The 26,229-nt window shown below is 43.4% G+C and carries 22 protein-coding genes; 8 read left to right on the forward strand and 14 right to left on the reverse strand.

Features of this window, described 5'->3' with window-relative positions:
- Window positions 1-18 precede the first annotated feature (18 nt).
- On the forward strand, window positions 19-789 hold the full coding sequence (locus NSS76_RS16870; protein ID WP_024426277.1) for a WecB/TagA/CpsF family glycosyltransferase: 771 nt from the start codon (window positions 19-21) through the stop codon (window positions 787-789).
- A gap of 11 nt (window positions 790-800) precedes the next feature.
- Window positions 801-1,991: a CDP-glycerol glycerophosphotransferase family protein gene (locus NSS76_RS16875; RefSeq protein ID WP_341082488.1), complete on the forward strand. Its 1,191-nt coding sequence runs from the start codon at window positions 801-803 to the stop codon at window positions 1,989-1,991.
- A gap of 17 nt (window positions 1,992-2,008) precedes the next feature.
- On the opposite strand, the gene NSS76_RS16880 is transcribed toward NSS76_RS16875, so the two are convergent.
- The 12 genes from NSS76_RS16880 to NSS76_RS16935 form a co-directional block, all read right to left on the reverse strand.
- On the reverse strand, window positions 2,009-4,639 hold the full coding sequence (locus tag NSS76_RS16880) for a glucosaminidase domain-containing protein (RefSeq protein ID WP_341082489.1): 2,631 nt from the start codon (window positions 4,637-4,639) through the stop codon (window positions 2,009-2,011).
- Between the two features lie 124 nt (window positions 4,640-4,763).
- On the reverse strand, window positions 4,764-5,714 hold the full coding sequence (gene manA, locus NSS76_RS16885; protein ID WP_044333314.1) for a mannose-6-phosphate isomerase, class I: 951 nt from the start codon (window positions 5,712-5,714) through the stop codon (window positions 4,764-4,766).
- 147 nt (window positions 5,715-5,861) lie between these two features.
- Window positions 5,862-6,683, reverse strand: coding sequence for a carbohydrate ABC transporter permease (locus NSS76_RS16890; RefSeq protein ID WP_341082490.1), 822 nt, complete (start codon window positions 6,681-6,683; stop codon window positions 5,862-5,864).
- Entirely contained in the window at window positions 6,680-7,651 is a 972-nt protein-coding gene (locus tag NSS76_RS16895) for a carbohydrate ABC transporter permease (RefSeq protein WP_134817526.1), read from the reverse strand. Before NSS76_RS16895 ends, NSS76_RS16890 begins: the two co-directional genes overlap by 4 nt.
- Before the next feature lie 56 nt (window positions 7,652-7,707).
- Window positions 7,708-8,973, reverse strand: coding sequence for an ABC transporter substrate-binding protein (locus tag NSS76_RS16900; protein ID WP_044333318.1), 1,266 nt, complete (start codon window positions 8,971-8,973; stop codon window positions 7,708-7,710).
- 103 nt (window positions 8,974-9,076) lie between these two features.
- Entirely contained in the window at window positions 9,077-10,495 is a 1,419-nt protein-coding gene (locus NSS76_RS16905) for a response regulator (RefSeq protein ID WP_341082491.1), read from the reverse strand.
- On the reverse strand, window positions 10,489-11,931 hold the full coding sequence (locus tag NSS76_RS16910) for a sensor histidine kinase (protein ID WP_213404740.1): 1,443 nt from the start codon (window positions 11,929-11,931) through the stop codon (window positions 10,489-10,491). The genes NSS76_RS16905 and NSS76_RS16910 overlap by 7 nt, the downstream gene beginning before the upstream one ends.
- Window positions 11,928-12,929 (reverse strand): sugar-binding protein, encoded by a 1,002-nt coding sequence (locus NSS76_RS16915; RefSeq protein WP_213404739.1) that lies wholly within the window; start codon window positions 12,927-12,929, stop codon window positions 11,928-11,930. Before NSS76_RS16915 ends, NSS76_RS16910 begins: the two co-directional genes overlap by 4 nt.
- Window positions 12,930-12,998: 69 nt before the next feature.
- Complete coding sequence (locus NSS76_RS16920) at window positions 12,999-13,454, reverse strand: GNAT family N-acetyltransferase (protein WP_024423655.1); 456 nt, start codon at window positions 13,452-13,454, stop codon at window positions 12,999-13,001.
- Window positions 13,455-13,573: 119 nt separating this feature from the next.
- Entirely contained in the window at window positions 13,574-14,173 is a 600-nt protein-coding gene (locus NSS76_RS16925) for a bifunctional 4-hydroxy-2-oxoglutarate aldolase/2-dehydro-3-deoxy-phosphogluconate aldolase (RefSeq protein WP_341082494.1), read from the reverse strand.
- On the reverse strand, window positions 14,145-15,161 hold the full coding sequence (locus tag NSS76_RS16930) for a sugar kinase (protein ID WP_341082496.1): 1,017 nt from the start codon (window positions 15,159-15,161) through the stop codon (window positions 14,145-14,147). The genes NSS76_RS16925 and NSS76_RS16930 overlap by 29 nt, the downstream gene beginning before the upstream one ends.
- A gap of 86 nt (window positions 15,162-15,247) precedes the next feature.
- Window positions 15,248-16,258 (reverse strand): LacI family DNA-binding transcriptional regulator, encoded by a 1,011-nt coding sequence (locus NSS76_RS16935; RefSeq protein WP_024423658.1) that lies wholly within the window; start codon window positions 16,256-16,258, stop codon window positions 15,248-15,250.
- A 260-nt stretch (window positions 16,259-16,518) separates the two neighbouring features.
- Between NSS76_RS16935 and kduI the strand changes: the two genes are divergently transcribed.
- The 5 genes from kduI (at window position 16,519) to NSS76_RS16960 (ending at window position 21,940) form a co-directional block, all read left to right on the forward strand.
- Window positions 16,519-17,346 (forward strand): 5-dehydro-4-deoxy-D-glucuronate isomerase, encoded by an 828-nt coding sequence (kduI, locus tag NSS76_RS16940; protein ID WP_024423659.1) that lies wholly within the window; start codon window positions 16,519-16,521, stop codon window positions 17,344-17,346.
- A gap of 5 nt (window positions 17,347-17,351) precedes the next feature.
- On the forward strand, window positions 17,352-18,125 hold the full coding sequence (gene kduD / locus NSS76_RS16945) for a 2-dehydro-3-deoxy-D-gluconate 5-dehydrogenase KduD (RefSeq protein WP_024426292.1): 774 nt from the start codon (window positions 17,352-17,354) through the stop codon (window positions 18,123-18,125).
- A 102-nt stretch (window positions 18,126-18,227) separates the two neighbouring features.
- Window positions 18,228-19,694 (forward strand): spore germination protein, encoded by a 1,467-nt coding sequence (locus NSS76_RS16950; protein WP_133744486.1) that lies wholly within the window; start codon window positions 18,228-18,230, stop codon window positions 19,692-19,694.
- 3 nt (window positions 19,695-19,697) lie between these two features.
- Window positions 19,698-20,798 carry a GerAB/ArcD/ProY family transporter gene (locus tag NSS76_RS16955; protein ID WP_024426294.1) on the forward strand — a complete coding sequence of 367 codons (1,101 nt, stop codon included), beginning with the start codon at window positions 19,698-19,700 and terminating at the stop codon, window positions 20,796-20,798.
- Window positions 20,795-21,940 (forward strand): Ger(x)C family spore germination protein, encoded by a 1,146-nt coding sequence (locus NSS76_RS16960; RefSeq protein ID WP_341082497.1) that lies wholly within the window; start codon window positions 20,795-20,797, stop codon window positions 21,938-21,940. Before NSS76_RS16955 ends, NSS76_RS16960 begins: the two co-directional genes overlap by 4 nt.
- A gap of 13 nt (window positions 21,941-21,953) precedes the next feature.
- On the opposite strand, the gene NSS76_RS16965 is transcribed toward NSS76_RS16960, so the two are convergent.
- Complete coding sequence (locus tag NSS76_RS16965; RefSeq protein ID WP_224426769.1) at window positions 21,954-23,351, reverse strand: bifunctional glycosyltransferase family 2 protein/class I SAM-dependent methyltransferase; 1,398 nt, start codon at window positions 23,349-23,351, stop codon at window positions 21,954-21,956.
- Window positions 23,352-23,487: 136 nt separating this feature from the next.
- Window positions 23,488-24,852 carry a sugar porter family MFS transporter gene (locus NSS76_RS16970; RefSeq protein WP_116344276.1) on the reverse strand — a complete coding sequence of 455 codons (1,365 nt, stop codon included), beginning with the start codon at window positions 24,850-24,852 and terminating at the stop codon, window positions 23,488-23,490.
- Between the two features lie 258 nt (window positions 24,853-25,110).
- On the opposite strand from NSS76_RS16970, the gene NSS76_RS16975 reads away from it, so the two are divergent.
- Complete coding sequence (locus NSS76_RS16975; RefSeq protein WP_025093927.1) at window positions 25,111-26,076, forward strand: LCP family protein; 966 nt, start codon at window positions 25,111-25,113, stop codon at window positions 26,074-26,076.
- Window positions 26,077-26,229 lie beyond the last annotated feature (153 nt).

A 26,229-nucleotide genomic window follows, 5' to 3' on the forward strand; every position in this document is an offset into this window, starting at 1 on the left:
AAAAAGGAGGTCTAAACAATGCAAACAGAAGTGGTCTCTAATCTTTCTTATGTAAACGGCGACTTAGATGAATTTATCAGCTATATGAACCAGCATCATATTTCTCAGAGAAGAGGCGCCATGATTGCGACTGTCAATCCAGAGATAGGCTATGCCGTCATGAAGGATCATGCGTACCATCAAGTCGTCTCATCTGCGGATTATGTACTGCCGGATGGCGTAGGCGTCGTATTGATGTCCCGCATGACCCAAAGTCCGCTTAAGTCTAGAATTGCCGGCTTTGATGTCTTCATGTCTATGCTTGACCTAGCAAACAAGCAGTCTAAAAGAATCTTTTTATATGGTGCGAAAAAAGAAGTGCTTGAGGCTGTGAAACAGCGAATTGATACGGAATATCCAAATGTGGTCCTTGCCGGAAGCTGTGACGGCTATCAAGCCGATAAACGTTTCGTAGCGAAGCAAATCGCGCGCTCGAAACCTGATATGGTGTTTGTTGCATTAGGTTATCCAAACCAAGAGAACTTTATTTACGAATACCGCCATTTATTCCCGCAGGCTGTTTGCATCGGTTTAGGCGGAAGCTTTGATGTATTTAGCGGAACGGTGAAGCGTGCACCACGCTGGATGATTAAGACAAATACAGAATGGCTGTACAGATTGATTGTGAATCCATGGAGATGGAAACGAATGCTCAATATTCCTAAGTACGCTTTTGCCGTCTTAAAGGAAAGCAAAGGAAAAAAACGTTACTATCCTGAGCAGGTAAAGGATCAGACGAAGCAGCTGTGAGAGACTGAAAAATGATGAATATACGCTCAATGATGATTTCATGTTACGCAGCTTTTATTTCTTTCATTGGATGGCTGATGAGCGGCGTGAAGCCTCGTGAAAACCAGGTGACGCTGCTTGTTTCATTCCAAGAGAATGCGGCTGCTCTCATTCATACTTATCAACAACAGGCGAACATGACAATGAAGCTCACTGTCCTCTATACGAAGCATGCTTCTGCGATAGAAAAGGACGAGCCTCATCTGTCATTTCGCTATTTTCATGAAAAAAATCCTCTCCATCTCATTCAATGTATATATACGATGTTTAAAAGCAAGGTTGTCTTGACGGATAATTACTTTCTCATGACGAGTGTGCTAAGAAAACGGCCTTCTACCACCTGTATTCAAGTATGGCATGCCAATGGGGCTTTGAAAAAGTTCGGGCTTGAAGATGCTTCAAATTCTGAACGAAGTCCCCGTGACATCGAACGCTTCAAACGTGTTTATGCGTCTTTCGATTACATTGTGACAGGCTCAGATCACATGCGTGAGATTTTCAAGACCTCGTTTGGGGTCAACGATGAACGCTTTTTACCAACTGGTGTACCACTGACTGATGTGTACTACGAACAGCACCAGCCTTCCTTGAAGCTGAATGATATCCCAAAAGGGAAAAAGATCCTGCTCTATACACCGACCTATCGAGACTTTGCAATGGACGGTCTTGTGCTGCCTTTTTCAAAAGAGCAGTTGCAAACTGAGCTGAACGGCGATTACATTCTGCTCGTCAAGCTTCATCCTGCGGTCAAACATTTAGCGAAAGCAGAAACAGACGGTGAATGGATATTTGATGTGTCCGATCAGCCGCTCTATCCATTGCTTTGTGCTTGTGATGTCCTGGTGACAGATTATTCGTCCATTGTGTTTGAATATGCTCTGCTCGAAAAGCCTGTCTTGTTCTTCACTTATGACTTAGACACTTATCGAGAGAAACGCGGCTTAGTCGATCGGTATGAAGACATCATTCCTGGTAAGGCTTGCGTCACTCAAGACATGCTCTTGCAGGAGCTTTTACACCTAAACGGATCAACCAATAAAGAACGAATCAAAACCTTTGCTGAGGAATGGAACCAATATTCAAAGGGACAATCCAGTCAGCAGCTCCTCTCATTTATTGAACAGCAGCTGCTCCTACACAAAAAACGTCCGGCTTCTCATTAGGAAGCACGGACGTTTTTTTATTTGTTATACACCGGGATATCATAATACAGTGTATAGTCATCAAGCAGGTTATACAAACTATACATGCGAGTGACTTGCTTAGAAGCCCAGCCAATATCTGTTGCATATTGATGAGTCGCTGCAGCCGACCAGCGCATTTTATAAATTGTATCTTGCTTGTATGTGGCATTATTGATATAGCTGTTGCCAATGAATTTTGCTCCGCCAATAATGGCAGCCTCTGGCGTGAACCATTGTTGTTCATACGCATACTTTGCACCTAGATAATTCGGATTGCTGTCATATGCGCCAATGCCATACATGTTATAAACTTTCTTTCCATTATACATTGTACCATTCGCTAAAATGGAACTTCCGTTACCCGTTTCAAGCAGCGCATGAGAAATAAGATAAATTTCGTTGATATGATACGTTTTTGCTGCTGTAATAAAGGCTTGTCCTTTACCCGCAAGAATCCCTTTTCCTGCTAAAATCTTTGAATTGACCTCTGCTGGATTGAGATTCGCAGCTTCAGAGAGTTTCAGAAATTGAAAATAAGATTGCGTGCCTTCTGCAATATTAGCTGGATCTACATATTTTTGCACCTCTGCTGCACTTGCATTTCTCCAGCCGAGGTTGATCCTGATCCAGTTCCCTTCTTTCCCAAGCTGTTTCACTTTTGCTCCTTTATTGAGCTGTGCCACAATGTTGCTTGCAGAGCTCGAATCAGGTGTAGAACGAACATTTAAGCCATCCGTATTCACTGTCGATGTGGCTTGGTCTACATATGCTGCATAAACATAGGCCGCACCATCTGTCTGTGGTGATACCTTCATTTGTTTGTTGACCATCTCATTGATAGTAAGGTTGTAGTTCGTTTGCATGACCATTGGGCCATTTTTAATTTTTACGGCTGTGGCAGTCCAGCCATATTGGCTTTTCACAAATGCAATGGCTTCATTTACAGTTGGTAATCCTGTAAATTGCTGCGTAATGTTAATTTTGTAAGTTGGTTTCGTTGTTGTTGTATACGCAGCGGTTTCATTCCGTTTTTTGAAAAATGCCAAGCCTTGGTCACGAAGTGCAGCTGTTGAGATGACACCTGTTTTGATCTGATATTGAGCATAATCGGCTGCGCCTGTTTTTTGAGCAGCGGCCTTCATTTTTTGTTTAGTCAAATAGCTGAGTGCTTGATTCAATTTTGTCTGATTCACTGTCGGCTCTGTCGTGATACGGTATTGCTTGACCGCTTCTGTCAGCGTTTTTGTACTGCTGGCAACGCCATTTTTCTTGATAATCTCTTGAGCCTGCTTCACTTTACTTTGTTCATATACAGGTGTTGTCTTGAGACTATACGTTTTGCTGACAGCCTGTCCGTTACTTGCCTTGATGCTGCTTGTCAGCTTCTGCGTTTTTAAGTAGGCGGCACCTTTATTCACTTTCGCTTGGTCCACTGCTTGATTGACGACGAGTCGATACGTGCTGTCTGATACCTTGCCTGTTTTTTTCGTTGTCGCAGATACTTTTTTCTTTTGGAAGAAAGCCGCTGCTTTTTTCGCCTCGTCATCTCCTAAAAGGTTTCCCGTCACGACTTGATATGGCTGTGTGGAAGAAATCTTTTTGGACGTGTAGCGCCATTTCTTTTTCTTGAAAAAGGCTACCGTTTTGCCGTAAGCTGTATCGTTCAATTGATTGAGCTTCACGATATAATTTTTTGTTTTTCCCACTCGCTGGACAGCACCTGCAGCACCGGTTTGTTTCTTAATCTGAGCTGCAGCTGAAGCTGCTTGTTTGTTGTCTTTAAAATAGCCTGATTCCAAGCTGTAGACATTTTTTAAGGCACCAGTCTTTTGAATCTTCCCGCTGATCTTTGCTTCTTTTTGCAGCTGGGTAAGGAGCGTCTGTGCTTTCGACTGGTTCGCTTGTGCAGCGGATGTGACGATGTAATACGGCTTACCCGCTGTCACCGTTTGAAGCACTGCTGTTAAGCCGGATGCCTTTTGAAAGCCTTGCAGAATGGTATTCGCCTTACTTTGTCCAACAATACCGCTTGAAATCAGCTGATACACAGTGCCAGCTTTCGTTTCGGTTTGGTATGTACTGGTGACACCTGCCTGCTTTTGCAGCTCAGTTTGAATATTTTTCACTTTCGTTTCAGAATCAATGGTTCCTGATATGACCTGATAAGAAGGTTTGCTTTGATTGATGACTTCATAGGAGCTATTGAGCCCTGATGTTTTTGTTAGCTCAAGTGAGAGCTTTTTCGCCTGACTTTCATCATTGACTGGGTCAGATACGACCTTTTGTAAAGGAAGGCGGTCACCTACTGGAGACACCGTACCACTCATGCCCACTTCTTTTTTTAATGCAGCTGCACTTGCATTCGCTGCTGCTTGCGACTCATATCCTGAAGCAGTGAGCTGATAGGTCGACGTATTTCCTGAGGTTTGATAAGTGGCTGTCCACTTTTTGTCCTTCTTCAGTGTTTCCACTGCTTTTTTCACTTCTGCTTCTGTTGTAAATACCTTTGAGGTGTTCATCGTATAAATGGATTGATCGACATAGGAGGCTGCTTGCGCTTCTTTACCCGTGTGTAATGTCATACCAAAGGCAGCTGCGAGTAACATAATCTTGATGGTTTTTTTCACGTTCCCTGTCCCTCTCTTAACTTTGCATAATAGTCTACTAATCTCTTTATCGACAAAAACAAGTACTCTTTCAAGTCATTTATGCAATAGAAAAATAGAGGACCCCCTCGAAGTCCTCTTTTCCTTATATATGCGACACAATCAGTTCACAAGATCCTTCAATTGAGAAGCTTCCTGTTTCAGCCGGCAGAATAAAATGAGCGCCCTTTGGCAGTGGATATGTGTGTCCGTCATGCTCTAAAGACCCTTCTCCATGAATCACACTGCATAGCAAAAACGGATAATCCTGCGTAAGCTCTACTTTTTGATCAATTTCCCATTTATACACAGAGAAATATTCTGCTTCGACAAATGTACGAATGGTCACTCCCCGCCGTGTTTCAACTGATTCATCTGCATACCCGTCTACATGAGGAACTGTTGTGACATCAATCGCTTGCGCAAAATGAAGTTCACGTTCGTTGCCATCCTGGTCTTTTCGTTCATAATCATATACGCGATAGGTTGTATCTGAGCTTTGCTGCGTTTCAAGGACAAGCGTTCCTTCGCAAAGCGCATGGATGGTACCGCTTGGCACATAATAAAAATCACCAGGCTTAATCTTCACCCGCCGCAAAAGACCTTCCCAATCTCCACTATTCATCATGGTGACTAGCTCAGTTCTTGTTCTTGCATTGTGCCCATAGATCATTTCTGCTCCTTCTTTGCAGTCAATGATATACCAGCACTCTGTTTTTCCAAGCTCGCCATTTTCATGTCTTTCCGCATAATCATCATCTGGATGAACTTGAACGGACAAGTCTTGGTTTGCATCTAATATTTTAGTTAACAGCGGGAAGCGGTCGCCTTCTATCCCCCCGAACAATTCTCTATGATTGTCCCAAAGTTCGATCAGCGTTTTCCCTTTATATGGACCGTCTTGCACGACACTTGGTCCGTTTGGATGAGCAGAAATTGCCCAGCATTCTCCCGTTTGATCAGAAGGAATATCATAGCCAAATTGATCCCTTAAGGCTGTACCTCCCCATATTCTCTCCTTCAATTCAGGCAGTAAAAAAATTGGTGACTGCTTCATTCAGGATGACTCCTCCCTTTGCTACCCTTTGATAATCCTTACCTAGCTTGATGAAAACTAGTAAGTCTCAACTTTTATTATGACGCTATCTAAAGAGAAGTCAATCCTTTCAGTACACCGAATGAAAACGATAACACAAAAATTATTTTACCCTTTGACAGAGCCAGCAAGAAGCCCTTTGACAAAGTATTTTCCAAGAAGAATATAGACGAGTAGTGTCGGCAGCGCAGCCAATATCGCTCCTGCCATTTGGACGTTCCATTGCACAATTTGACTGCCTGATAGATTTTGCAAGGCAACCATCACCGGCTGATGCTCCGCAGTGGTCATTGTGACCGCAAATAAGAATTCATTCCACACATTTGTGAACTGCCAAATGGCCACCACAACAAATCCTGTGATCGAAAGCGGAAGAATCATATGTCTGAAAATCCCGATAAACCCTGCACCATCCATTTTCGCCGATTCAATCATTTCATCTGGGATGCTCACATAGAAATTTCGAAACATGAGTGTTGTGATCGGAAGTCCGTATACGACATGGACAAGCACAAGCCCTGGAATTGAATTATACAATCCGACTTCACGCAAAAATTGAATGAGTGGGATCAGGATACTTTGATATGGAATAAACATCCCAAACAGCATCAGCGTAAAGACGACTTCTGATCCTTTGAAACGCCATTTTGATAGGACATAGCCATTCATTGCACCTAATACAGCTGACAGTAAAGTAGCAGGAATGACAAGATAAAGAGAATTCATTAAATTGGGCTCCAGCTTTTCAAACGCGATTTGATAGCTTGAAAAATCGATAGTAGATGGCAGTGACCACATTCGCTCAAGGGTGACTTCACCTAATGGCTTCAAGCTTGTGACGAGCATGACATAAACAGGCATCAGAAAAAAGAGACTGCACAAAATCAATAAAGCATAAAGAACTGGACGGACAAACCATCTGGCTGTCATGATGAAGCCCCCTTCCGGCTCGACAGGAGATATGGCACGATAAAGACCGCAACAGAGATCAGCATGACAACCGCAATGGCGGCACCGCCTGCATAATGGTTTCCTCTAAAGGTCATTTCAAACATATACACGCCCGGAACATCTGTGACAAAGTTCGCACCCGGCCCTGTCATCGAGTAAATCAAATCGAAGATCTTTAAAGAAATGTGAGCCATGATGATGACAACACTTGCAGTAATCGGTTTTAAAAGAGGGAAAATGATTTTCCAGTAAATCTGCCACTCCGTTGCGCCATCCATTCTAGCAGCCTCTCTTACTTCCTCTGGAATTCCTCGCAGACCCGCCAAATACATCGCCAGAGAGAAGCCTGTCATTTGCCAAACAGCTGCAATGACAACAGCAATCATGGCCGCAGGTACACCAAACTCAATTTTCCCCCAGACAAATCCGGCCAATATGTTCGTATCCGTATACCACTTAGGCTGGATACCAAGCGTTTTCAAAAATAAATTCACCCCAGTTGACGGGTTTAAAATCCATTGCCATACGACTCCTGTGACAACGAAGGAAAGGGCCATCGGAAAGAAGAATAAATTCCGAAAAAGAGATTCCCCCTTGATCTTCTGGTCTAGTAAAATCGCAAGTGTGAGACCAGAGACAATGACCGCTCCAATAAAAAATAAAGTGAAAAAGACCGTGTTTCGAAGATCTGATTGAAAGCGGAAATCTTGAAACAGCATGACATAATTGCGAAGACCTGCGAAAGAGAAATCAGGAACAAGCGTGGTCCAGTTTGATAATGACACATATCCTGTCCAGCCAATAAAACCGTAAACAAAGATGAATAATAAAACCGCTGACGGGGCTAAAAAGAGCAGCGCCAGCAGCTGGTCTCCATTCCATTTTTTCCGCATACGTTTAACTTTGGGCACAGGTGTTTTTGTCATCGGCGATGTGTCCATGCGCATGAAGCTACACTCCTTTTTAAAAAAGAGGCGGTGCCTAGCCGCCGCCTCCTTCGTCTTTATTTCATTGCATCTTTTAATGATGAAACAAACTGATTGCTGTCTTTTTGTGTCACGAAGATATTGACGGCTTGATTCGCTTTTGTCACAAACCCTTCTTCAGCAGCTGAGCCATGAGCAAGAGACGGCGCCAGTTTTGACTCTTTAAATGCCTTCATCGCCGATTTTCCGTATTCATCATATTTTGATACATCTGCATCCACACGTGCTGGAATCGATCCTTTTAGCGGATTAAACGCATCCTGTCCTTCAACAGAACCTAAAACAGATAAGAATTTCTTCACGTTTTCTGGCTGTTTCACACCCTTTGGCAGTCCAAATGTATCGGTGATCACCATAAAGCTTCCTTCCGTTTCAGGAGTCGCCGTGTATCCAAAGTCTTGATTCACCTTCAAATCAAGATCATTCACAAAGTACCCCTTCGCCCAGTCGCCCATGACATTCATTGCCGCTTCTCCTTTTGCCACGAGCTGTGAGGCATCCTGCCAGTTACGTGAACTGTGATCGTCATTGACGTATTCAAGCATACGTCCAAAGATGTCTGCCGCTTCCTTCACTTTCGGGTCATCCATTTTCATGTCGCCAGCCCAAAGTTTTTGATAACCATCTGCACCTAATACACCCAGCAAAACACTTTCAAACAAATGAGTCGCTGCCCAAGGCTCCTTATCTCCAAGTGCAAGTGGTGTGATTCCTTTTTTCTTTAATGCATCTGCTGTTTTGAAAAATTCATCAAATGTCGTTGGCGGCTCTAAGCCTGCATCATCAAATACCTTCTTGTTATACCAAAGCACATTGCCCCTGTGAATGTTCACTGGCACGGAATAGATTTTCCCATCTTTGCTGACAAGGTCAATCAGTGATTCTGGAAATTTGTCTTTCCAGCCTTCTTTTTCATATAAATCATCCAGCGGCTCCATTTTGCCTGCCGCGACCCAGCTCTCATTCAGCTCCGCCCCGCCATGCACTTGAAACGTAGCAGGCGGATCATTTCCCTGCATACGGCTAGTCAGGACAGCCTTTGCATTCGTACCAGCACCACCTGCGACGGCTGCATTTTCAATTGGAATGTCTTTATTCTTCTCTTCAAACAATTGGATGAGTGCCTTCAGCCCGTCTTCCTCACCTGCCCCTGTCCACCAAGAGAAAATTTCGAGTTTTTCCGCTCCGCCTTCTTTTTTTGCCTCTGAGTTCGTCGATGAGCTGCAGGCAGTGACGATAAGCATACAGAGTGCCAGCAGTGTAAAGCCTAATTTAAACTTCATAATTGATCCCCCTATCCCCATTTTGTAAGCGTTATCAAAATAAGTATAATGGCAGATCCTTGCTTTTTTTCAGGCAAACTTCTTCACTTTTTTATGAAATTCTTCATTTTTTTACGGCCTGTTTTCGATATTCCTTCGGTGAACAGCCGACCATCTTCTTAAACACACGGCTGACGTAATTAGGATCTGTATATCCTGCCTGAAAGGTAATTTCTTTTAAGCTAAGCGTGCTGTCTTTGAGGAGCTTTTTGATTTTATCCAGCCGGCAGGCTGTCACATACTCTTTAAATGTCAGACCCGTCTCGTCTTTAAATCGTTTTGTGAAATAGGTGGGACTTAAATCAACATAAGCGGCCGTTTGCTCAAGCGTGATCTGTTCACAATAATATGTTTTGATGTAACGTTTTGCCCGCTCGATGTCATTGATGGTCTGGGTTCTCGCTTCATACACATCAAATAGGTGTTCACAGCACTGGCGGCATTCAGCTGCGGTGCTGATTGTCAATATCGATAGGTCTGTACGGAGGCGTGATTTGAAGAGAATCAGCAGTTCTTTTACCTGCGAAATCGTCGCCCCCTCTAATTGAAAGGCATCAAATAAAGCCAGCGCATCCTCTCTTCTCCCTTCCTCGAGCGCCTGCATCATGCTGTCTGCAAGCTCCGGCAGATGAATCAATGGACCGGGCTTCACCTCTGTTTGGTAAAAGCCATAACGAACAACGCCGCCACTCTTTTTTCGCTGATAATAGGAAAGCTTCGCCTCTGCTGCACTTTTCTGAAGATGAAGCGGGTTTGAGACTGGGTGCCCTATGCCAACGACAGGTGAAGGCTGACCGTTTGTCATGGCAGCTCGAATGGCTTGCAGCACCTCTGCCTTTAGCTGACCTGGTCCCTGCTGACTATAAATGAGGCATGTAAACAGTTCTCCCCCCCTCTGAATCGGCACCGTATGAAATCGTGCTGATTTCTGTAAATCGATCAATAGCTGGTCTCCTTCTGTCCGCTGAACAGCAATGATAAGACCTGCTTCATATTCGGAGAATAGTTGTTGAAACTCCATGGATGTATAGGATTGACCGTTCATGACATGCGCTTCAAGCCACTTTGACTGCAGATCGGCCGCTGCCGCCTGCCGCAGAGACGCCTCCTGCTGAATCTCTGCTGCTACAAATTGAATGGCTGCGATGGTTTCATCTTTGTCAGCCGGTTTGACGAGGTATTGTTTCACCCCCTCCTGCATCGCTTGCTTGGCATAATCGAATGTATCGTAGGCTGTGAGCATAATGAATTTTGTATGAGGACTGATTGCTTTGATCTGTTTGATCGCTGTCAGTCCATCCATGCCAGGCATCTGAATATCCATGAGCACAAGATGAATGGACTCAGATCGCACGAATTCAACCGCCTTCTTTCCATTTTCCGCTTCTCCTGCTATATGACACTCTGGAACCCATTCGGTTAAGAATTTCCGCATCGCTAGCCGTTCTATTTTTTCATCATCGACAATCAGCACGTTCAGCATGCCGGTCCCTCCTTCATCGGAATAGCCAATTGTATGGTGGTGCCTTCATTTGGCTTTGAATCAATTTGAAGGGCATCTTGCACCCCGTAAAACAAACGCAGTCTTGACATTACATTTCGAAGACCGATTCCTGTCGAGTGGCCTTTACTCAGTATGTTCGGATCTTCCTCTTCTTTTTCTGACAGCAATCTTCTTTTCTCCTGTTCATTGATGCCCATCCCATTGTCCCGAATCCGAATCATCACATAGCCACCTTCTTGATAAATCGAGAGCTCGACAAGTCCCTCTTCCTCCTTTGGCTCGACGCCATGAATAAAGGCATTTTCAACAAGCGGCTGTAAGGTAAGACTTGGGATATGCACAGATAAACATGATTCATCGATGGACGTTTTGCACGTAATACGATCGGCAAATCTCGTTTCTTGTATATGAAAATATTCTTTCACCACTTTCACTTCTTGTTCCAATGTAACGGATGTACTAAGAGCAGACAGCGAATACCGCATCAGCGTGGAAACGGATTGAATCAACCTCGATGTGGCTTCTGCTGATTCTAAGTAAGCCATACGTGAAACGATGTTTAATGTGTTAAATAAAAAATGCGGGTTCATTTGGTTTTGCAGCGTTTTTAGCTTCATATCTTTGATTTTTTGATCCAATGCTGCCTTTTGTTTGATCTCTTCAATCATCATTTTCATCTCTTGCCGCATTCGCTGAAAGGCTTCATTTAAAACAGAGATTTCATCCTTTGAGGTGACATGCAAATTCGCTCCATCAAAATGTCCTTCTGATACTTCTTTTACGCTTCGGGACAGATGAACGATGGGTCTTGAGATCCCGCCAGCAATCATATACGCCATCCATAAGGCGACCCCGATTGATAACGTAAACAGGCATAAGGTAAAGAGCGCATAGGTTTGATGCCTTTTTTGAAGAGTTTGATAGAGTATCTGATACTCAGATAATTCATCATCAAGCAGGGTCATCGTCTGCTCTTGTATATAGGAGGAGACGGTTCTCACTTCCTTCACACTTGCAGCATATTCTTCGATTTTCCCTTCTTTTACATGTGTCATGGTCGCATCACTTTCATTGATGAGCGTCCGCATCATATATTGATATTTTTCAATAGAAGGAATCGCCGCATGAAGCCCGGCATCCTTTCGCAGCGCTTGATCGTATGATTTCATTTTCTGCTTTGACGTAAGATATTCTTTGGCAAACTTCCGATCCTTTTCAATGGCATAGGCATTGACCTTTTCATAAATCGTTTTCGCCTCTGTCGAGATATCATTAAGCAGGAGAAAAGAACGAAAGCTCCGGCTATATTCTGATGTGATTTTTGAACTGCTCCAGTAGACAAAAAAAGCGGCTACGTTGCCAAGAAGCACAAGGATTAAAAATGCCAATAACAGCTTACTTCGAATCCTTCTCATGGCTGCATCCCCTGCTTTCTGTCTGTTTGCTGAAGAGGCAGATCCCCGCGCCGGATCACACTCGTTCCCGTGTACTGAAGCGGTTCTTCTTTTTCACCTTTCTGCAAACGAACAAGCGATTCAACCGCTTGATAGCCCATTTCATAAGGATGCTGTACGACCACGGCATCAATTGTTCCATCATCAAGCGCCTGAATCGTATCAGGCAATGTGTCAAATGCAAGCACATAAAAATCAGTGGTTGATCGATACTGTGCGATTGCTTGAATGATGCCTGCACCATCTAAAGCACTTGTACCATAAAATGCAGTAAGCTTCGCATGATCGTTTAATAGTTTATAAGCGGCACCTGAGGCACCTGACTTCGTAATGGCTGATTCTTCTATCCCAGCAATATGAATGCGTTTTTCAGCAGAGACTGCATCTCGAAAGCCTTTGACACGCAGCTTTTGATGAATGGCATCCAGCCTGCCTGTGACAATTCCTACATACTGTTCACCTTTTGTATCTGCAATGAGTGCCTGTCCTGCGATAAAGCCTGAATAGTAATTGTCCGTTCCTACATACACTTGACGTTTGCTCCCCTCTGCATCTGTATCGACGGTGACAACATCAATTCCTTTTTCCCTCGCCTTCTGAAAAAGCGGTTTGTATTTTTTCGCATCAAGTCCCTGTGTCATAATGCCGTCAACATGTCCAGCGATTGCCATATCAATGGTTTTCAGATGATCGTCTACATCCGCTTGCTTTGGGCCCAAATATTCTAGATACACGTGATGAACGTCTGCCGCATCCGCAGCTCCCTTTTGTACAAGCTGCCAATATTCATTATCAAGTTCCTCCGGTACAAGGACAAAATGATATTGATACGTTGACTCCGCTTTATCGGAAGCGCTTTCAATTTTAAATAAATCTTGACCTAATAACGTTAAAAAGATGACAGATACCGCACAAAATGTGAGGAATGCGCTCATTCCGATCCACTTAGATAATTTCACCGTATCCTCCTCCTTTCCACTATTTCCGCATAAAAAAAAGAGCTGCTTATAAGCATACTCTCTCGACCTCTATAATTCCTTTGTCATAAATAAACTGTTAGGATCTTCTTGATATGTACCAAAAGGCGGACAATACTGAAACCCAGCGCTCTCATATAGTTTTCTTGCTGGTTCAAAGAAAGCCATTGCCCCTGTCTCTAAGCTGACACGTGTGTAGCCGCGCCGTTTTGCCTCTTGGAGAAGATGATTCAGCATATATCTCGCTACACCTTTTCGCATATGGAGGGCTGCGGTTCTCATCGATTTGATTTCCCCATGTTCACTTGACAGTTCCTTTAACGCTCCGCAGCCTAGAAGCTCCTCTCCATCTCGCACACTCCACACGGTGACATCTTGCTTTTTTAAATCAGTTAATGGAAGGGCATGAATGCTTTCTGGCGGCGAATGCTCCTTCATCTCTTCTATATGTGCGGTAATCAGCTGGTCAATTCGTCCATCCGTGAGTTCATCTTGTAGAATGTACATTCAATCACTCCTTCATGATCATTGTACGTGAAGAGTTAAATGTTTACCTGCTGTTATGTCAGATAAACGAACAAACAACCGGCATCAACGAGCCAGTTGTTTGTTCGTTTGACAAGTATTTATGAAGAAAGAACGGCTTGTAATTCCTCTGCTGTACTGCTTTCAAGCTGACTTCCGACACCAACAGCCACCGCGCCTGCTTTGAGCCACTTTGGAACATCAGCTGGATGAATGCCGCCCGTAGGAATAAATTCAATCTCTGGAAATGGACCTTGTAAGTTTTTCATATAGGATAAACCGAAAGAGCCGCTCGGAAAAAGCTTGAGCAAGCAATAGCCATCTGCTTTTGCCTGCATGATTTCACTCGGGGTGAGAACCCCTGGTACATAGAGTGTGTCGTAAATTGAAAGATGTTCTCCAATCATAGGAAGGTATCCTGGACTAACGATAAACTGCGAACCTGCCTCAATGGCTGATTGCGCCTGCTCCAGCGTCGTAATTGTTCCCGCTCCTACTATGAGGTCCTGTTCCTCCTGAAAGGATGCGATGATGCGTTCAGCATTTGGCGTGGTATACGTCACTTCAATGGCACGAACTCCTTTTTTCTTTAAACGCTCAATCATTTCAATGCCTTCTGCTTCACTACCCGCTCTTACCACTGCAATTAATTTACAAGACGCTAGCTGCTTTTTAACTCTCAAACTTGCTGACTTTTCCATATCTCTCATCCCCTTTCATATACTCCCGCCTTTGAAATCGCTTGGCTTCTTTCATAAAAGCCTGAAGCTCCTCCCGGGTAGGCAGTCCGTCCTTATCGCCAGGTGACATCACTGCAAGTGCCCCGACCGCATTGCCTCTTGTCACGGATTTTTCATGTGATAAGCCGTCAAGCAAGCCGCTGATGACCCCCACTGCAAATCCATCACCAGCTCCAACTGTGTCTACGACATCCTGCACATAAAACCCATTCACAATTCCCTGACCGGCTGCACTTTTATAAAAGGCACCTTCTGCCCCTAGCTTAATGACCACTAGCTTGACACCTTTTTGCAAATAAACATCTGCAATCTCTTCTGGCTCGTGATAACCTGTGAGCCTTTGCCCTTCTGCAAGCCCTGGAAAAAACCAATCCGATTGTGAGGCGATATGATTCACCGTCTGAATCATATCTTTCTCCTCTTTCCATAGCTGAAGCCTTAGGTTTGGATCAAATGAAATGGTTTTGCCCGCTTCCTTCATTTCTTGAAGGGCATGAAAAGAAAACGCTCTCATTTCACTGGATAGGGCAGGCGGAATACCAGTCATATGAAGATGGCCTGCCTGTTTAAAATAGGCGGCGGGAAAGTCGCTTGGACTCATTGTGCTCGCAGCAGAGCCTTTCCGATAATACGTGACGTCAGGGTCTCCTTCCTTCACTTTTGATTTAAGTAAGATTCCTGTTTGAGACCCATCATTTGAACGGAGCACTGCACTTGTATCGACCCCTTCTTTTTGAAGCTCTTCTAAAATGAATGTGCCAAGTGAATCTGCTCCGACTTTGCTCATCCATCCCACATGAAAGCCCAGCCTCGCCAAGCCGACAGCCACGTTACTCTCTGCACCAGCAAGCGCCTTTTGAAATGTATGCACTTGATGAAGCTCTCCAACTTCTTTTGCATAAAACATCGCCATTGATTCCCCAAATGTGACCGCATCCAACGCTTTCACTCATTTCTCCCCTTTCTTGGTACCGGTTTCAAATCAGTTGAAAAAGAGAGAGCATGCACGTATGTATACTCTTCTCTGCCTATCATTTATAAAGATTTCCTTACTATGATTTCTCCATCAAGCTGAATCGTTTGGGGCGCACTTTCATCCCCTTCTAGCCGCGACTTGATTTTTTGCATGGCTGCTTTCCCCATTTCATGAGATGGCTGGGCAACCGTTGTGATTCCAGGTCCAATCAGCTTATACCATTCTGTATCATCAAACCCTGCAATGCCTATCTCTTTAGGTATCTTCACCCCAAGCTCTACAAGTTCACTAATCAGCTTCAGCATGAGTAATCCATTACCGGCTAAAATCGCTTTTTTCTGTTCGTTTGATTGTAAAAAACGGACAATCTCTTCACGCATTTGTTCCTTTTGCTTTAAATCAATTTCTGCAATGATCGGCTTCTTATGTTTACTCAAAGCTGTCTGTTCATATGCTTCCTTTCGTTCTTCACGAGGGCTGATTCCATCGACAGGCTCAGTAAAGAAAGCGATGTGATCATAGCCTTTCTCATACATTTTTTGAAGCAGCCGGATGGTGATATCACGGTTGTTCGTGGTCACTGTGTCTACTTTCAGTTCAGGCAGCTTCCGGTCCACAAGAACAATCGGTACACCGTTTTTCTTAAAATCCTCCAGAATGTCATTGTTCTGTCCTGTCGTATTGATGATGAGCCCTTCAATATAATGTGCATTCAGCTTTAGGAGCATTTCCCGTTCTTTTTCTGGACGATTATCTGTGTTGCACACCATGATGCTGTATCCATTTTCATCACAAATCTCTTCGACCCCGCGAAGTGTTGCCACAGAGAATGGATTCGTAATGTCGGCTACAATAAACCCAATGACCTTGCTTTTTCTGACCTTCAATCCTTGAGCAAGCTGACTCGGACGATAATGGAGTTCTTCAATGGCTTTCTTGATTTTTTTTACCTTTTCTGAAGAAATTTCATTTGTTCTGCCATTGATATATCTGGATACAGTTGATTTTGAGACCCCTGCATATGCTGCAACTTCATTTATGGTGACTTTCGTTTGCTTTTTCTCTTTCATTCAAAAAAACTCCCACAATTGATCTTCTCATTTGGTTCGAAACCGATTTCAAATAAACTTAAAAAGAGCATATCATAATTGAACGCATTTCAGAAGGTTTTTTTGCATGATGATAGAAAGAATTTGTCTAATCAGAGTAAAAGAAAGCGATTTCAAAATAACAGTTGACGGCGCTCTCTTTTTCCTCTAAAATTTTCCTTGAAACCGATACCAAATAAAATATCAATATTTGTTTCAGATGGAAAGGGAGGCTTATCCAAATGGAAAATCGTTATGCTGTACATCCTGAGCAGGTCAAACGTTTTACAACAGAGGAACTTCGTCGTCATTTTCATATTCCTACGCTGTTTGTCAGTGGTGAATTAAAGCTCTATTACTCGCATGAGGACCGCGTGGTGATTGGCGGAGCGATGCCGGCAGCTGAGCCGATCACACTAGATGCCGGAGACTTTTTACGGACGGAGTATTTTCTTGAAAGACGAGAAATCGGGATTGTGAATGTCGGCGGCCAAGGAACGGTCACTGTTGATGGTGAGGCCTTTGTGCTGGAGCATAAAGATTTCTTATATATTGGCCTTGGTCACGAAGATGTACAGTTTACTAGTTCATCAGGCGAGCAGGCCAAGTTCTATTTAGTATCAGCCACGGCTCACAGGGCGTACCCTACGCAAAAAGCAGCCATCGCTGAATTAACACCAAACCACTTAGGGGAAGCAGCTGCTTCCAACGTACGAAACCTGTATCAAGTCATCCATGCAGACGGCATCCAAAGCTGTCAGCTCATGATGGGCATCACTCAGCTTGAAACCAATAACACATGGAATACGATGCCTGCTCATATTCATGATCGCCGGATGGAAGTGTACTTATATCTTGATATCGAAGAGGATGCACGGGTCTTTCATTTTATGGGGGAGCCATCTGAAACGAGACATCTTGTGGTGGCAAATGAGGAAGCAGTCATTTCACCTGCCTGGTCCATTCATTCAGGCTCAGGAACAGCGAATTATTCATTTATTTGGGCAATGGCGGGCGAAAACTATACGTTCAAAGATATGGACTTTGTCCCAATGGATCAGCTGAGGTAACGAGGATGATGACAACTTCATATGCAGCGTCCCTCTTTTCCCTTGAAGGAAAAACAGCCCTTGTGACAGGCCCCGGAACCGGTATTGGGCAAGGCATTGCCGTGGCGCTTGCCAAATCAGGTGCAGATATCATCGGTACGTACCATCACACACCGCTTGAAGAAACAAAGGCGCTAGTCGAACAGGCAGGCCGATCATTTCATGCGGTTCAGGTTGATTTTTCTAATCCTCAGTCTGCAAAGCAGGCTGTCGATGCCATATTAAAGAAGCATACGATTGATATTTTAATCAATAATGCTGGAACCATTAAAAGAGAGCAGGCGGCTCACTATTCAGAGGAAGATTGGCATACGGTCATGGATGTGAATATCAACAGTCTCTTTTTCCTCACGCAAAAGGTTGGACAGCAGATGCTGAAAAATGGGCAAGGGAAAATCGTTAATATCGCCTCCCTTCTATCGTTTCAAGGCGGCGTCTTTGTCCCTGCTTATACAGCAAGTAAGCATGCTGTCGCTGGGCTGACGAAAGCTTTTGCCAACGAATGGGCAAGCCAGCATATTCAAGTGAATGCGATTGCGCCTGGGTATATTGCGACTAATAACACACAAGCCATTCGTGACGATGAAAATCGAAATGAAGAGATTCTGAAACGAATTCCCGCCGGGCGCTGGGGAAAGCCTGAGGATCTAGCCGGTGCTGCTGTTTTCCTTAGCTCACCAGCTTCTGATTATATGAACGGCCACATTTTAGCTGTTGATGGCGGATGGCTTGCAAGATAAACAAACGAGAGAATTCCTATCCGGGATTCTCTTTTTTCTATTTGTATAATTCTCCACCTTCCGAGTCACTCTATAAAAAACATGTGATGAGGGTGAGGTATTATGAAAAGTCGTATTGAACAAGATATAGCGTCCGTCATTAAGCGTGTCAAAAGCTTTGCCGGAAGAAGTGATGATATCGTGTTCCACTCTTTTTCATTTGGTCCTTCCACTATTTCTGCATGTCTCGTGTACGTTGAAGGACTCACAGAATTTGAGATGCTTTCTAAGCAAATCATTTCACCAATGCAAAAGGAACTCGACATCACTGAGGTTGGTTCTACTACACTTGCCTCCCTTTCAAAAACGTTCTTTGGCATTCAAAATGATGTGCTGGATGATATGAACCTTGCCATCGAGCAGTTATATAGCGGCAAGGCTATTTTATTTGTAGATGGAGCGGATCAAGCACTTGCACTCCATACAAATCTTTTTCAATTTAGAGAAGTAGAAGAGCCGCAATCTGAAGTTCTTGTGAGAGGACCACGAATCGGATTTATTGAGAATCTTGAAAAAAACACGGCTTTACTCCGTGAACGGGCAAACGACCCAAATCTTGTGATTCAAAAGGTGAGTATCGGTACTCGCAATAAAAAATCCGCTGCTCTTGTGTATGTTCGCGATATTGCTGATCCTAAACTAGTAGAAGATGTTCTATCACGCATGACCGAAATCAAAATGGATGACATCCCTGAAACCGGCTATATTGAACAGTTGATTGAGGACAGTCACATCTCCATTTTTCCACAAATTCAAAACACAGAACGTCCTGACCGGGTGATTGCATCTGTGCTTGAAGGAAAAGTCTCCATTTTGCTCGATGGGACTCCTTTTGCCCTTATTTTACCTATGACACTTACAGCTTTGATGCAATCTCCGGAAGATTATTATCAGAGGTGGACAAGCGCGACTCTTTTGCGTTTACTTCGTTATATTGCCGTGCTCCTCACGATTTTTTTACCCGGGCTTTACATTGCACTTGTCTCTTATCATCCCGGTTTATTACCGACAAGAATGGCACTCACCATCGCAGGCAGCAGGCAGAATGTTCCCTTTCCTCCTGTTGTCGAAGCCATTCTCATGTCTTTTACGATAGAGCTGCTGCGTGAAGCTGGACTACGGCTTCCAAGAGCCATCGGACAGACAATTGGGCTCATTGGCGGCGTAATTATTGGTCAGGCAGCTGTCCAAGCCAATATTGTCAGTGCCTTAATGGTGATTATTGTGTCACTGACTGCATTGGCTGACTTCACGGCACCGTCATATGACTTTAGTTTCCCACTGCGTATTTTGCGGTTTATGGCGATATTTAGTTCAGCATTGTTTGGATTATACGGCTTAATCATGTGTTATTTATTTGTGCTTTGTCACTTGATGCAATTAAAGACATTTGGTTTTGACTATTTCACACCAGTGTTGTCTTCACCGTTTTCAGATCTAAAGGATACGTACGTTCGTTTACCAATCGGGCTATTTAAATCCAGACCAAAAACAGCAAAAATAAAAAATCTCAAAAGACAAGGAGATTAAACGATGTACAGACCTGAAAGGCTATCATTGTTACAAGTCACCATCCTCTGCAGCTCTACAATGATAGGCGCTGGAATTTTAACCATTCCACGCAGTTCTGCCAATTCAGGATACCCTGATGGCTGGATCATTGTATTAATACAGGGCGTCATCTTTGCTTTCGTTGCTTTTTTGTTGGGGTGGATTGCCGAAAAAAATGCACCAGACACCATTTTTGAGTCAAATACAAAAGGAGCAGGGGCATTCTTCGGGACGATCTTTAATTTAATGCTGGTCGCCTATTTACTAGGCATTGTCGGCTTTGAGGCACGTGTTCTCGGCGAAGTGGTCCAGTTTTTCCTCCTGCAATCGACTCCCATGGCAGTGATTGTAATGATTTTTCTACTTGTGGCGATCTATCATTTGAAAAGCGGTATCTTTCCAGTTGTCAAAATGGTGACCTATATTTATCCGATCACCATGGTCATTTACATAGCGCTCATGCTGTTTTGTTTGAAAATATTTGATTTTGATTATTTGCGTCCTGTGATGGCGCATGGTTTTAAAGATTTTAGTAAGCTGTTCTCTCAAACCTTTATTCAATTTACAGGCTTTGAAGTGATTTTGTTTGTCGTGCCACTCATTTATAAAGACAAATGGTCGAAGGCAAAATGGGCAGCTGCCATCGGCGTTGGCATTACGTCTCTCGTGTACTCCCTCACACTCTTTATAGTGATTGGCTCCATGACCGTGGGTGAAACGAAATCTCTCACTTGGCCAACCGTGTCCCTCATTCAAGCGCTTGAAATTGAAGGGGTGTTTATCGAACGATTTGATATTTTCTTACTGACGATCTGGACGTGTCAGCAGTTCATTTGTATGCTGGGCTTTTTCCAGTTTGCAATTAAAGGCTGTTTCACCGTTTTTAAAACAACCAATTTAACGAGACTGTTATGGCTGCTATTTTTGATTACATCAGCCCTCTCACTTTTCCCTAAAAATATTAATGAAGTCTTTTACTATTCTACTTTACTCGGCTACGCATTGTTCGCGGTTTTAGCCATTCCTTTTATTACTGCTATCCTGCTGATGATACGCAAAAAATGGGGAGGTCGTTCTGCATGAAAAGAAGGCGTATACTGTTATTCTTTTTTTCCTGCTGTCTTATCCTTTTATCAGCAGGCTGCTGGGACTTAAAGGATATTGAAAAACTATCGTTTGTACGCGGTGTTGGCATAGATGAGGAAGAAGAGAATGGAGTGAAGCTGACCTACCAAAACCTTGTACCGAAAACGGGTGGAACACAAGAAGCCGATTCTCCCGGCTATGTGAATGTCGTCTCGAAGGGAAAAAATGTACTGGAGGCTGTCAGCAATGTCGCCTTGAAGGATCCGCCAATCTATAGTGATCACCTGAAAATCTTTTTGTTCGGCAAAAACCAGGCTGAGCATCACGATATTCAAGGAACACTCAATCATTTTATTCGAGATGATGAGGTTCGGCGCAGCAGCTATCTCCTCGTGTCACGAGGAGATGCGTCAAAAGTCATCAATCAAAAATTGAAATCACAGCAAAAGGTTCCGGTTGAACATATCTTCGAAACATCCAAAAACCGAAGCTTTAACGGAAAAATCGCACTGCCAACACGTATTGGCCGGGCGTCTGATTACTTTCAGATGGGCGTTAGCTTCCTTGTGCAAAGTGTAGATGTGATCGACAGTGAAATTATTTATGATGGGGCAGGAATTATTCATGGGAAAACACGGAAGCTAATCGGTTTTATCCCGGCAAAAGATGTCCAATCTTTAAACTGGGTAATGGGCCGTATCACTGGCGGCGTTGTACCTGCCACCTACAAAGGTTATCCGATAACGTATGAAATAAAAAAAGCTAAAACGAAGGTCGAACCCTATCTGAAAGATGGAAAGGTTTCCTTTAAAATTAACGTACAAACAAATGGAAAATTATCAGAGGATCAATATCCTCCAGAAAACTCATACGATGAGCAGTACATCAAACGATTTGAGCGGCTCTTTGCTCATAAAATTAAAGAACGCATTCAAAAAGCAGTAAATCATGTGCAAAAAGAAGTGGGCGTTGATCCTATTTTTTTAAACCAGCAGTTTCGTATGAAATATCCTGATTATTGGGATAAGCATGGTACCGAGTGGGATAGGCTATTCCAAGAAGCAGACATCGATTACAATATCAAAGTGAACATCTTGAACTTTGGCGCAGAAGGCGCAACAAAAAGCTTCAAATGGTAATACCAAAAGGCGGTTATCCCGAAGGGGAACCGCCTTTTTTACGTACAACGATTAGAAGCTGGTATAGCGTCACTTGATCAGACAACGCGTTTGTTTGAAATCCAAGTGACGCGCCTATTCTTGCCACCTCGTCAAAAAACAATTGGACGTTTTGATCAATCTGTACATTGATCCGCTGCTCGATCACGCGTTCAAACAATTGGTCTGGGAAAAGTGCACGCATTGTGTTTGGTGTGAAGAACCGTATATGGGTTCGGTCTAAAATTCCTACATCTTGATACGTAAAATCCCCTGTCATCAAAGGAAGAAGTACCTCTGCATGCATCATGTTAGGCAAACAGCAAATGATAACACCGCCTGGCTTTAAAGATGCGTGGGCTTGCTCAATGATGTGCCAAGGATCTGACACATGCTCTAAAACATCTGAAAAAATGACCGCATCAAAAGAGGCCTCTTTCTCTGACCATGGGTATTCATCTGCATTTGCCTCGATGACTTCTTCATAATACGCCTTTGCGACCGCTGCTTTTAACGTATCCGCCTCTACCCCGTACATGTATACAGACTGACGATTCATTAGCTCAAGCCCGGTAGCCCCTGCGCCGCACCCAACATCCAGCACGCGAGCAGCGTCCTCAGGGAGTAATTCCGCAAAATACGGATGAGGGGTGATCAAATTTAGATCTATGCCCCACTTATCTAAAAACCGAAGTCTATTCTCAGTAAACAGTGTAGAGATGTTCGTTTCTTGATTGGCATTGAAGGTAGCATGACCATGATGATGCACAAAGGAATCATGCACAATTTGCAGCTGATATCCTTTTAGTAATGACCGCAAACATAGATCGTCATCCTCAAATGATCCATATACGAACCGCTCATCAAATAATCCCACATCCTCGATCAGCTTTCTTTTCACGAGCAAGCAAAACCCTACAAGCCGGTGCACATAAGTTCTCTGACCTTTTCTCTTAGACGTATACTCTTTAGCAAAGTCTGGGAGCTCCTTCACATCTGTATACGATGGCTGGACCATCTGAGGGCCGCTCACATAATTAGAGACGGGCCCCACCATCCCAATCCGCTCTGATGCAAATAACGCCTCTTTTAATGGAGGCAGCCAATTTTCCGTCACGATCGTGTCATTATTTAAAAAGAGAATGCTGTCTCCTGAAGCTTTTTTTGCCCCTTGATTACATCCCTTTGCAAAACCTTCATTCTCTTCATTATCAATGAATATCACATCATTCAGCTCTCTTACATATTCCTTCGTGCCGTCAGTTGACGCATTATCGACAATGATGAGTTCATATTGGTCGCTATCCGTATGCTGTTTCATGCTATCGATACATTTTTTCGTCAAATGCAGTTCATTGTACGTCAGCATGACAATGCTTGTTTTCCCTTTCATCTCATTTCCACCTTTCTCCCGCCTGTTCCATATGTATGTGATAGGCAGCACGTTCAGAAGATGAGGGAATGTCCTTTCTTGATTAAACGTTTGTTTAACATAGGAAAACCAGCTGCACACGGCAGCTGGCCATTGTTCATACCGTTTTTCCTTCGCCACTTGCGACGGCACGATTTCTCTTTTTTAAATCTTCTTCAATTTCTTCAAGACTTTTCCCTTTCGTTTCGGTCACCAAGTATTTCACAAATAAGAAGGCGCCTACGCCAATGACCGCATAGATGAGGAAAAGATTACTGATACCAATCGCGCTTAATAAAGCTGGGAATGTCAGCGAGATGATTAAATTTCCTGTATGAAGAAGGAAGGTCGAGACACCTGTACCGATTCCCCTGACATGTACTGGGAACAGCTCTGGGAGCATCACCCAAACGACTGGCCCCCAGCTGACAGCAAAGATGACGATAAAGAGACCTAAACAAATAACGGTTGTCCATCCTGCAGCTGTTGAACCTTCAAAAAATCGGTTGACCACTGACAGGACAATTAAACTAAGGACCATTCCTGCATTCCCAAATAGGAGCAGCGCTTTACGCCCTACACGGTCAATGATTTTAATGGCAACAAACGTCATAATGACATTCACTGCACCAATTCCAACAGTTCCTAAAATCGCTGCTGAATTCCCAAAGCCAACACTTGTGAATGTTTTTGGTGCATAGTAAATGATCGTATTTGTACCGATAAACTGCTGCAGAAAGGCTAGGCCGACACCGGCAATCAATGCTGGGCGTACCCACGGCTCAAATAATTCCTTAAAACCGCCTTTCTCTTCACTTTCCGCCTTTTGAATATCTGAAATTTCTTCTTCCACTTCTTGCTGGCTTTTTCTGAGTTTCGATAATATCTCCTTCGCACGGTCAGCCTGTCCGTGGACAAACAGCCAGCGGGGACTTTCCGGCATAAACAAAATCCCGAATAATAATAGAACAGAAGGAACAACCGCAATTCCAAGCATCAAGCGCCATGCCTCTGCATCCGCTAAAGCGTAGTTCACAATATAGGCAAGAAGAATACCAAATGTGATCATGAGCTGGTTTAAAGAGGACAGTGCCCCTCGTGATTCCTTTGGCGCAAGTTCAGATAAATATAATGGAACAATCGTTGTCGAGCACCCGACAGCGAGCCCTAGCACAATTCGGAATAAGACCATCACTTCTGTATTCGGTGCAAGAGCTGTACCAAATCCGCCGATAATAAACAAAATAGCTGCGGCGATGATGGCTTTTTTCCGCCCAAATTGGTCTGTCAGCTTTCCAGAAAGAGAGGAACCGAGCATCGCCCCGATTAAAATCGAGCTGACGACAAGCCCCTCTGTAAACGCATTTAAACCTAAATCCTCTTTCATAAATAAGATGGCGCCAGAGATGACACCTGTATCATAGCCATATAAAGCACCGCCAAGGGCGCCGAAGAAATAAAGCCATCCATTCCGATTTTTCATATACATAACCCCACTTTTGTCTCTGTACTCTTATGAAAAGTCATTTTCCTCACTTCCTGTCATTTCAAACATTTCGATGTTTTATGACAAATATATTTCATTTGTGTATCTTTGAAACTTTTTAAGAGAAGAAAACGTCAATTAAGCGTTAGTGAAAAAAATGTCGCACTATATCCCGTTTTAAGGTATATTTGTTTTAGTTTGTAAGCAGAAAGAAGGACATCTTTACTATAAAATCATAGCGAGGGTTTAAAATATATGGATCAATCACGAAGTAAACGCAAAGGAAAAAAGCGTTTAAAACCATGGGTGAAAGTCACTCTTTTTATTATTAGTATTCTTTTACTGACAACTGCTTCAGTCACAGGCTATGCCTACTATAAAATAACAAATGCCGCCAAAAAGGCTCAAGTATCTCTTGATCGCGGCGCACAATCTGTGAAACGGATTGAAGCATTCGATCCAGGAAAAGACAGCTTTTCTGTCTTGCTGCTTGGAATTGACAGCAGACCGGGCGAAACAGTGAAACAAGCACGAAGTGACGCAATGGTTTTGGCAACCATTAACCGCACTAATAAAACCGTTAAATTATTAAGCATTCCTAGGGACTCATACGTTAATATTCCAGGCCACGGTTTTGATAAAATTACTCACGCACACGCATTTGGCGGTGCAGATTTAACAGTGAGCACAGTTGAAGATTTACTAGATATTCCGGTCGATTTTGTCATCCAAAGTAATTTCGTAGCATTTAAAGAAATCGTCAACGAATTAAACGGTGTTCCTATTAACATCAAGGATGAGTATCTTGTGAAACAGATTAAAAAGGATACAAAAGGCAAGGTTGTGCTTCAAACTGGAACTCATACACTAGATGGTGATCAAGCGCTCGCATATGTGAGAACGAGAAAAGCAGATAGTGACTTAATGCGTGGACAGCGACAAATGGAAGTATTAAAAGCCATTTTTGATAAATCAAAATCATTAACGTCTATTCCGTCATACGACAATATCATTGATACACTCGGTGATAATGTGTCAACCACCCTTTCTATGAAGGAGTTAGTCGGTCTTTTCCCGCTTCTGACTTCATTGAAATCGGTTGATACCATTCAGCTTAAAGGATCCGATTACCAGCCAAACGGCGTTTATTATTTCCAATTGGATCAAAACCAGCTGAACGAAGTAAAAACAGAATTGAAGAAGCAGCTTGAATTATCATAAATAAAAGCGTCCCTAAGGGGCGCTTTTAGATTGTTGACAAAGGGCTAAAATGATCTTGATTTTAGCCCTTTGTCTTCTTTTCAGCGTGATAGAAAACCTTTGCAATCTAGGAAGGGCGAGCACCGGAACAGAGCGAATTTGAGATTCGTGAGT

This window comes from Bacillus sp. FSL R5-0654 (assembly GCF_038008745.1).
Classification (GTDB): Bacteria; Bacillota; Bacilli; order Bacillales; family Bacillaceae; genus Bacillus; species Bacillus safensis.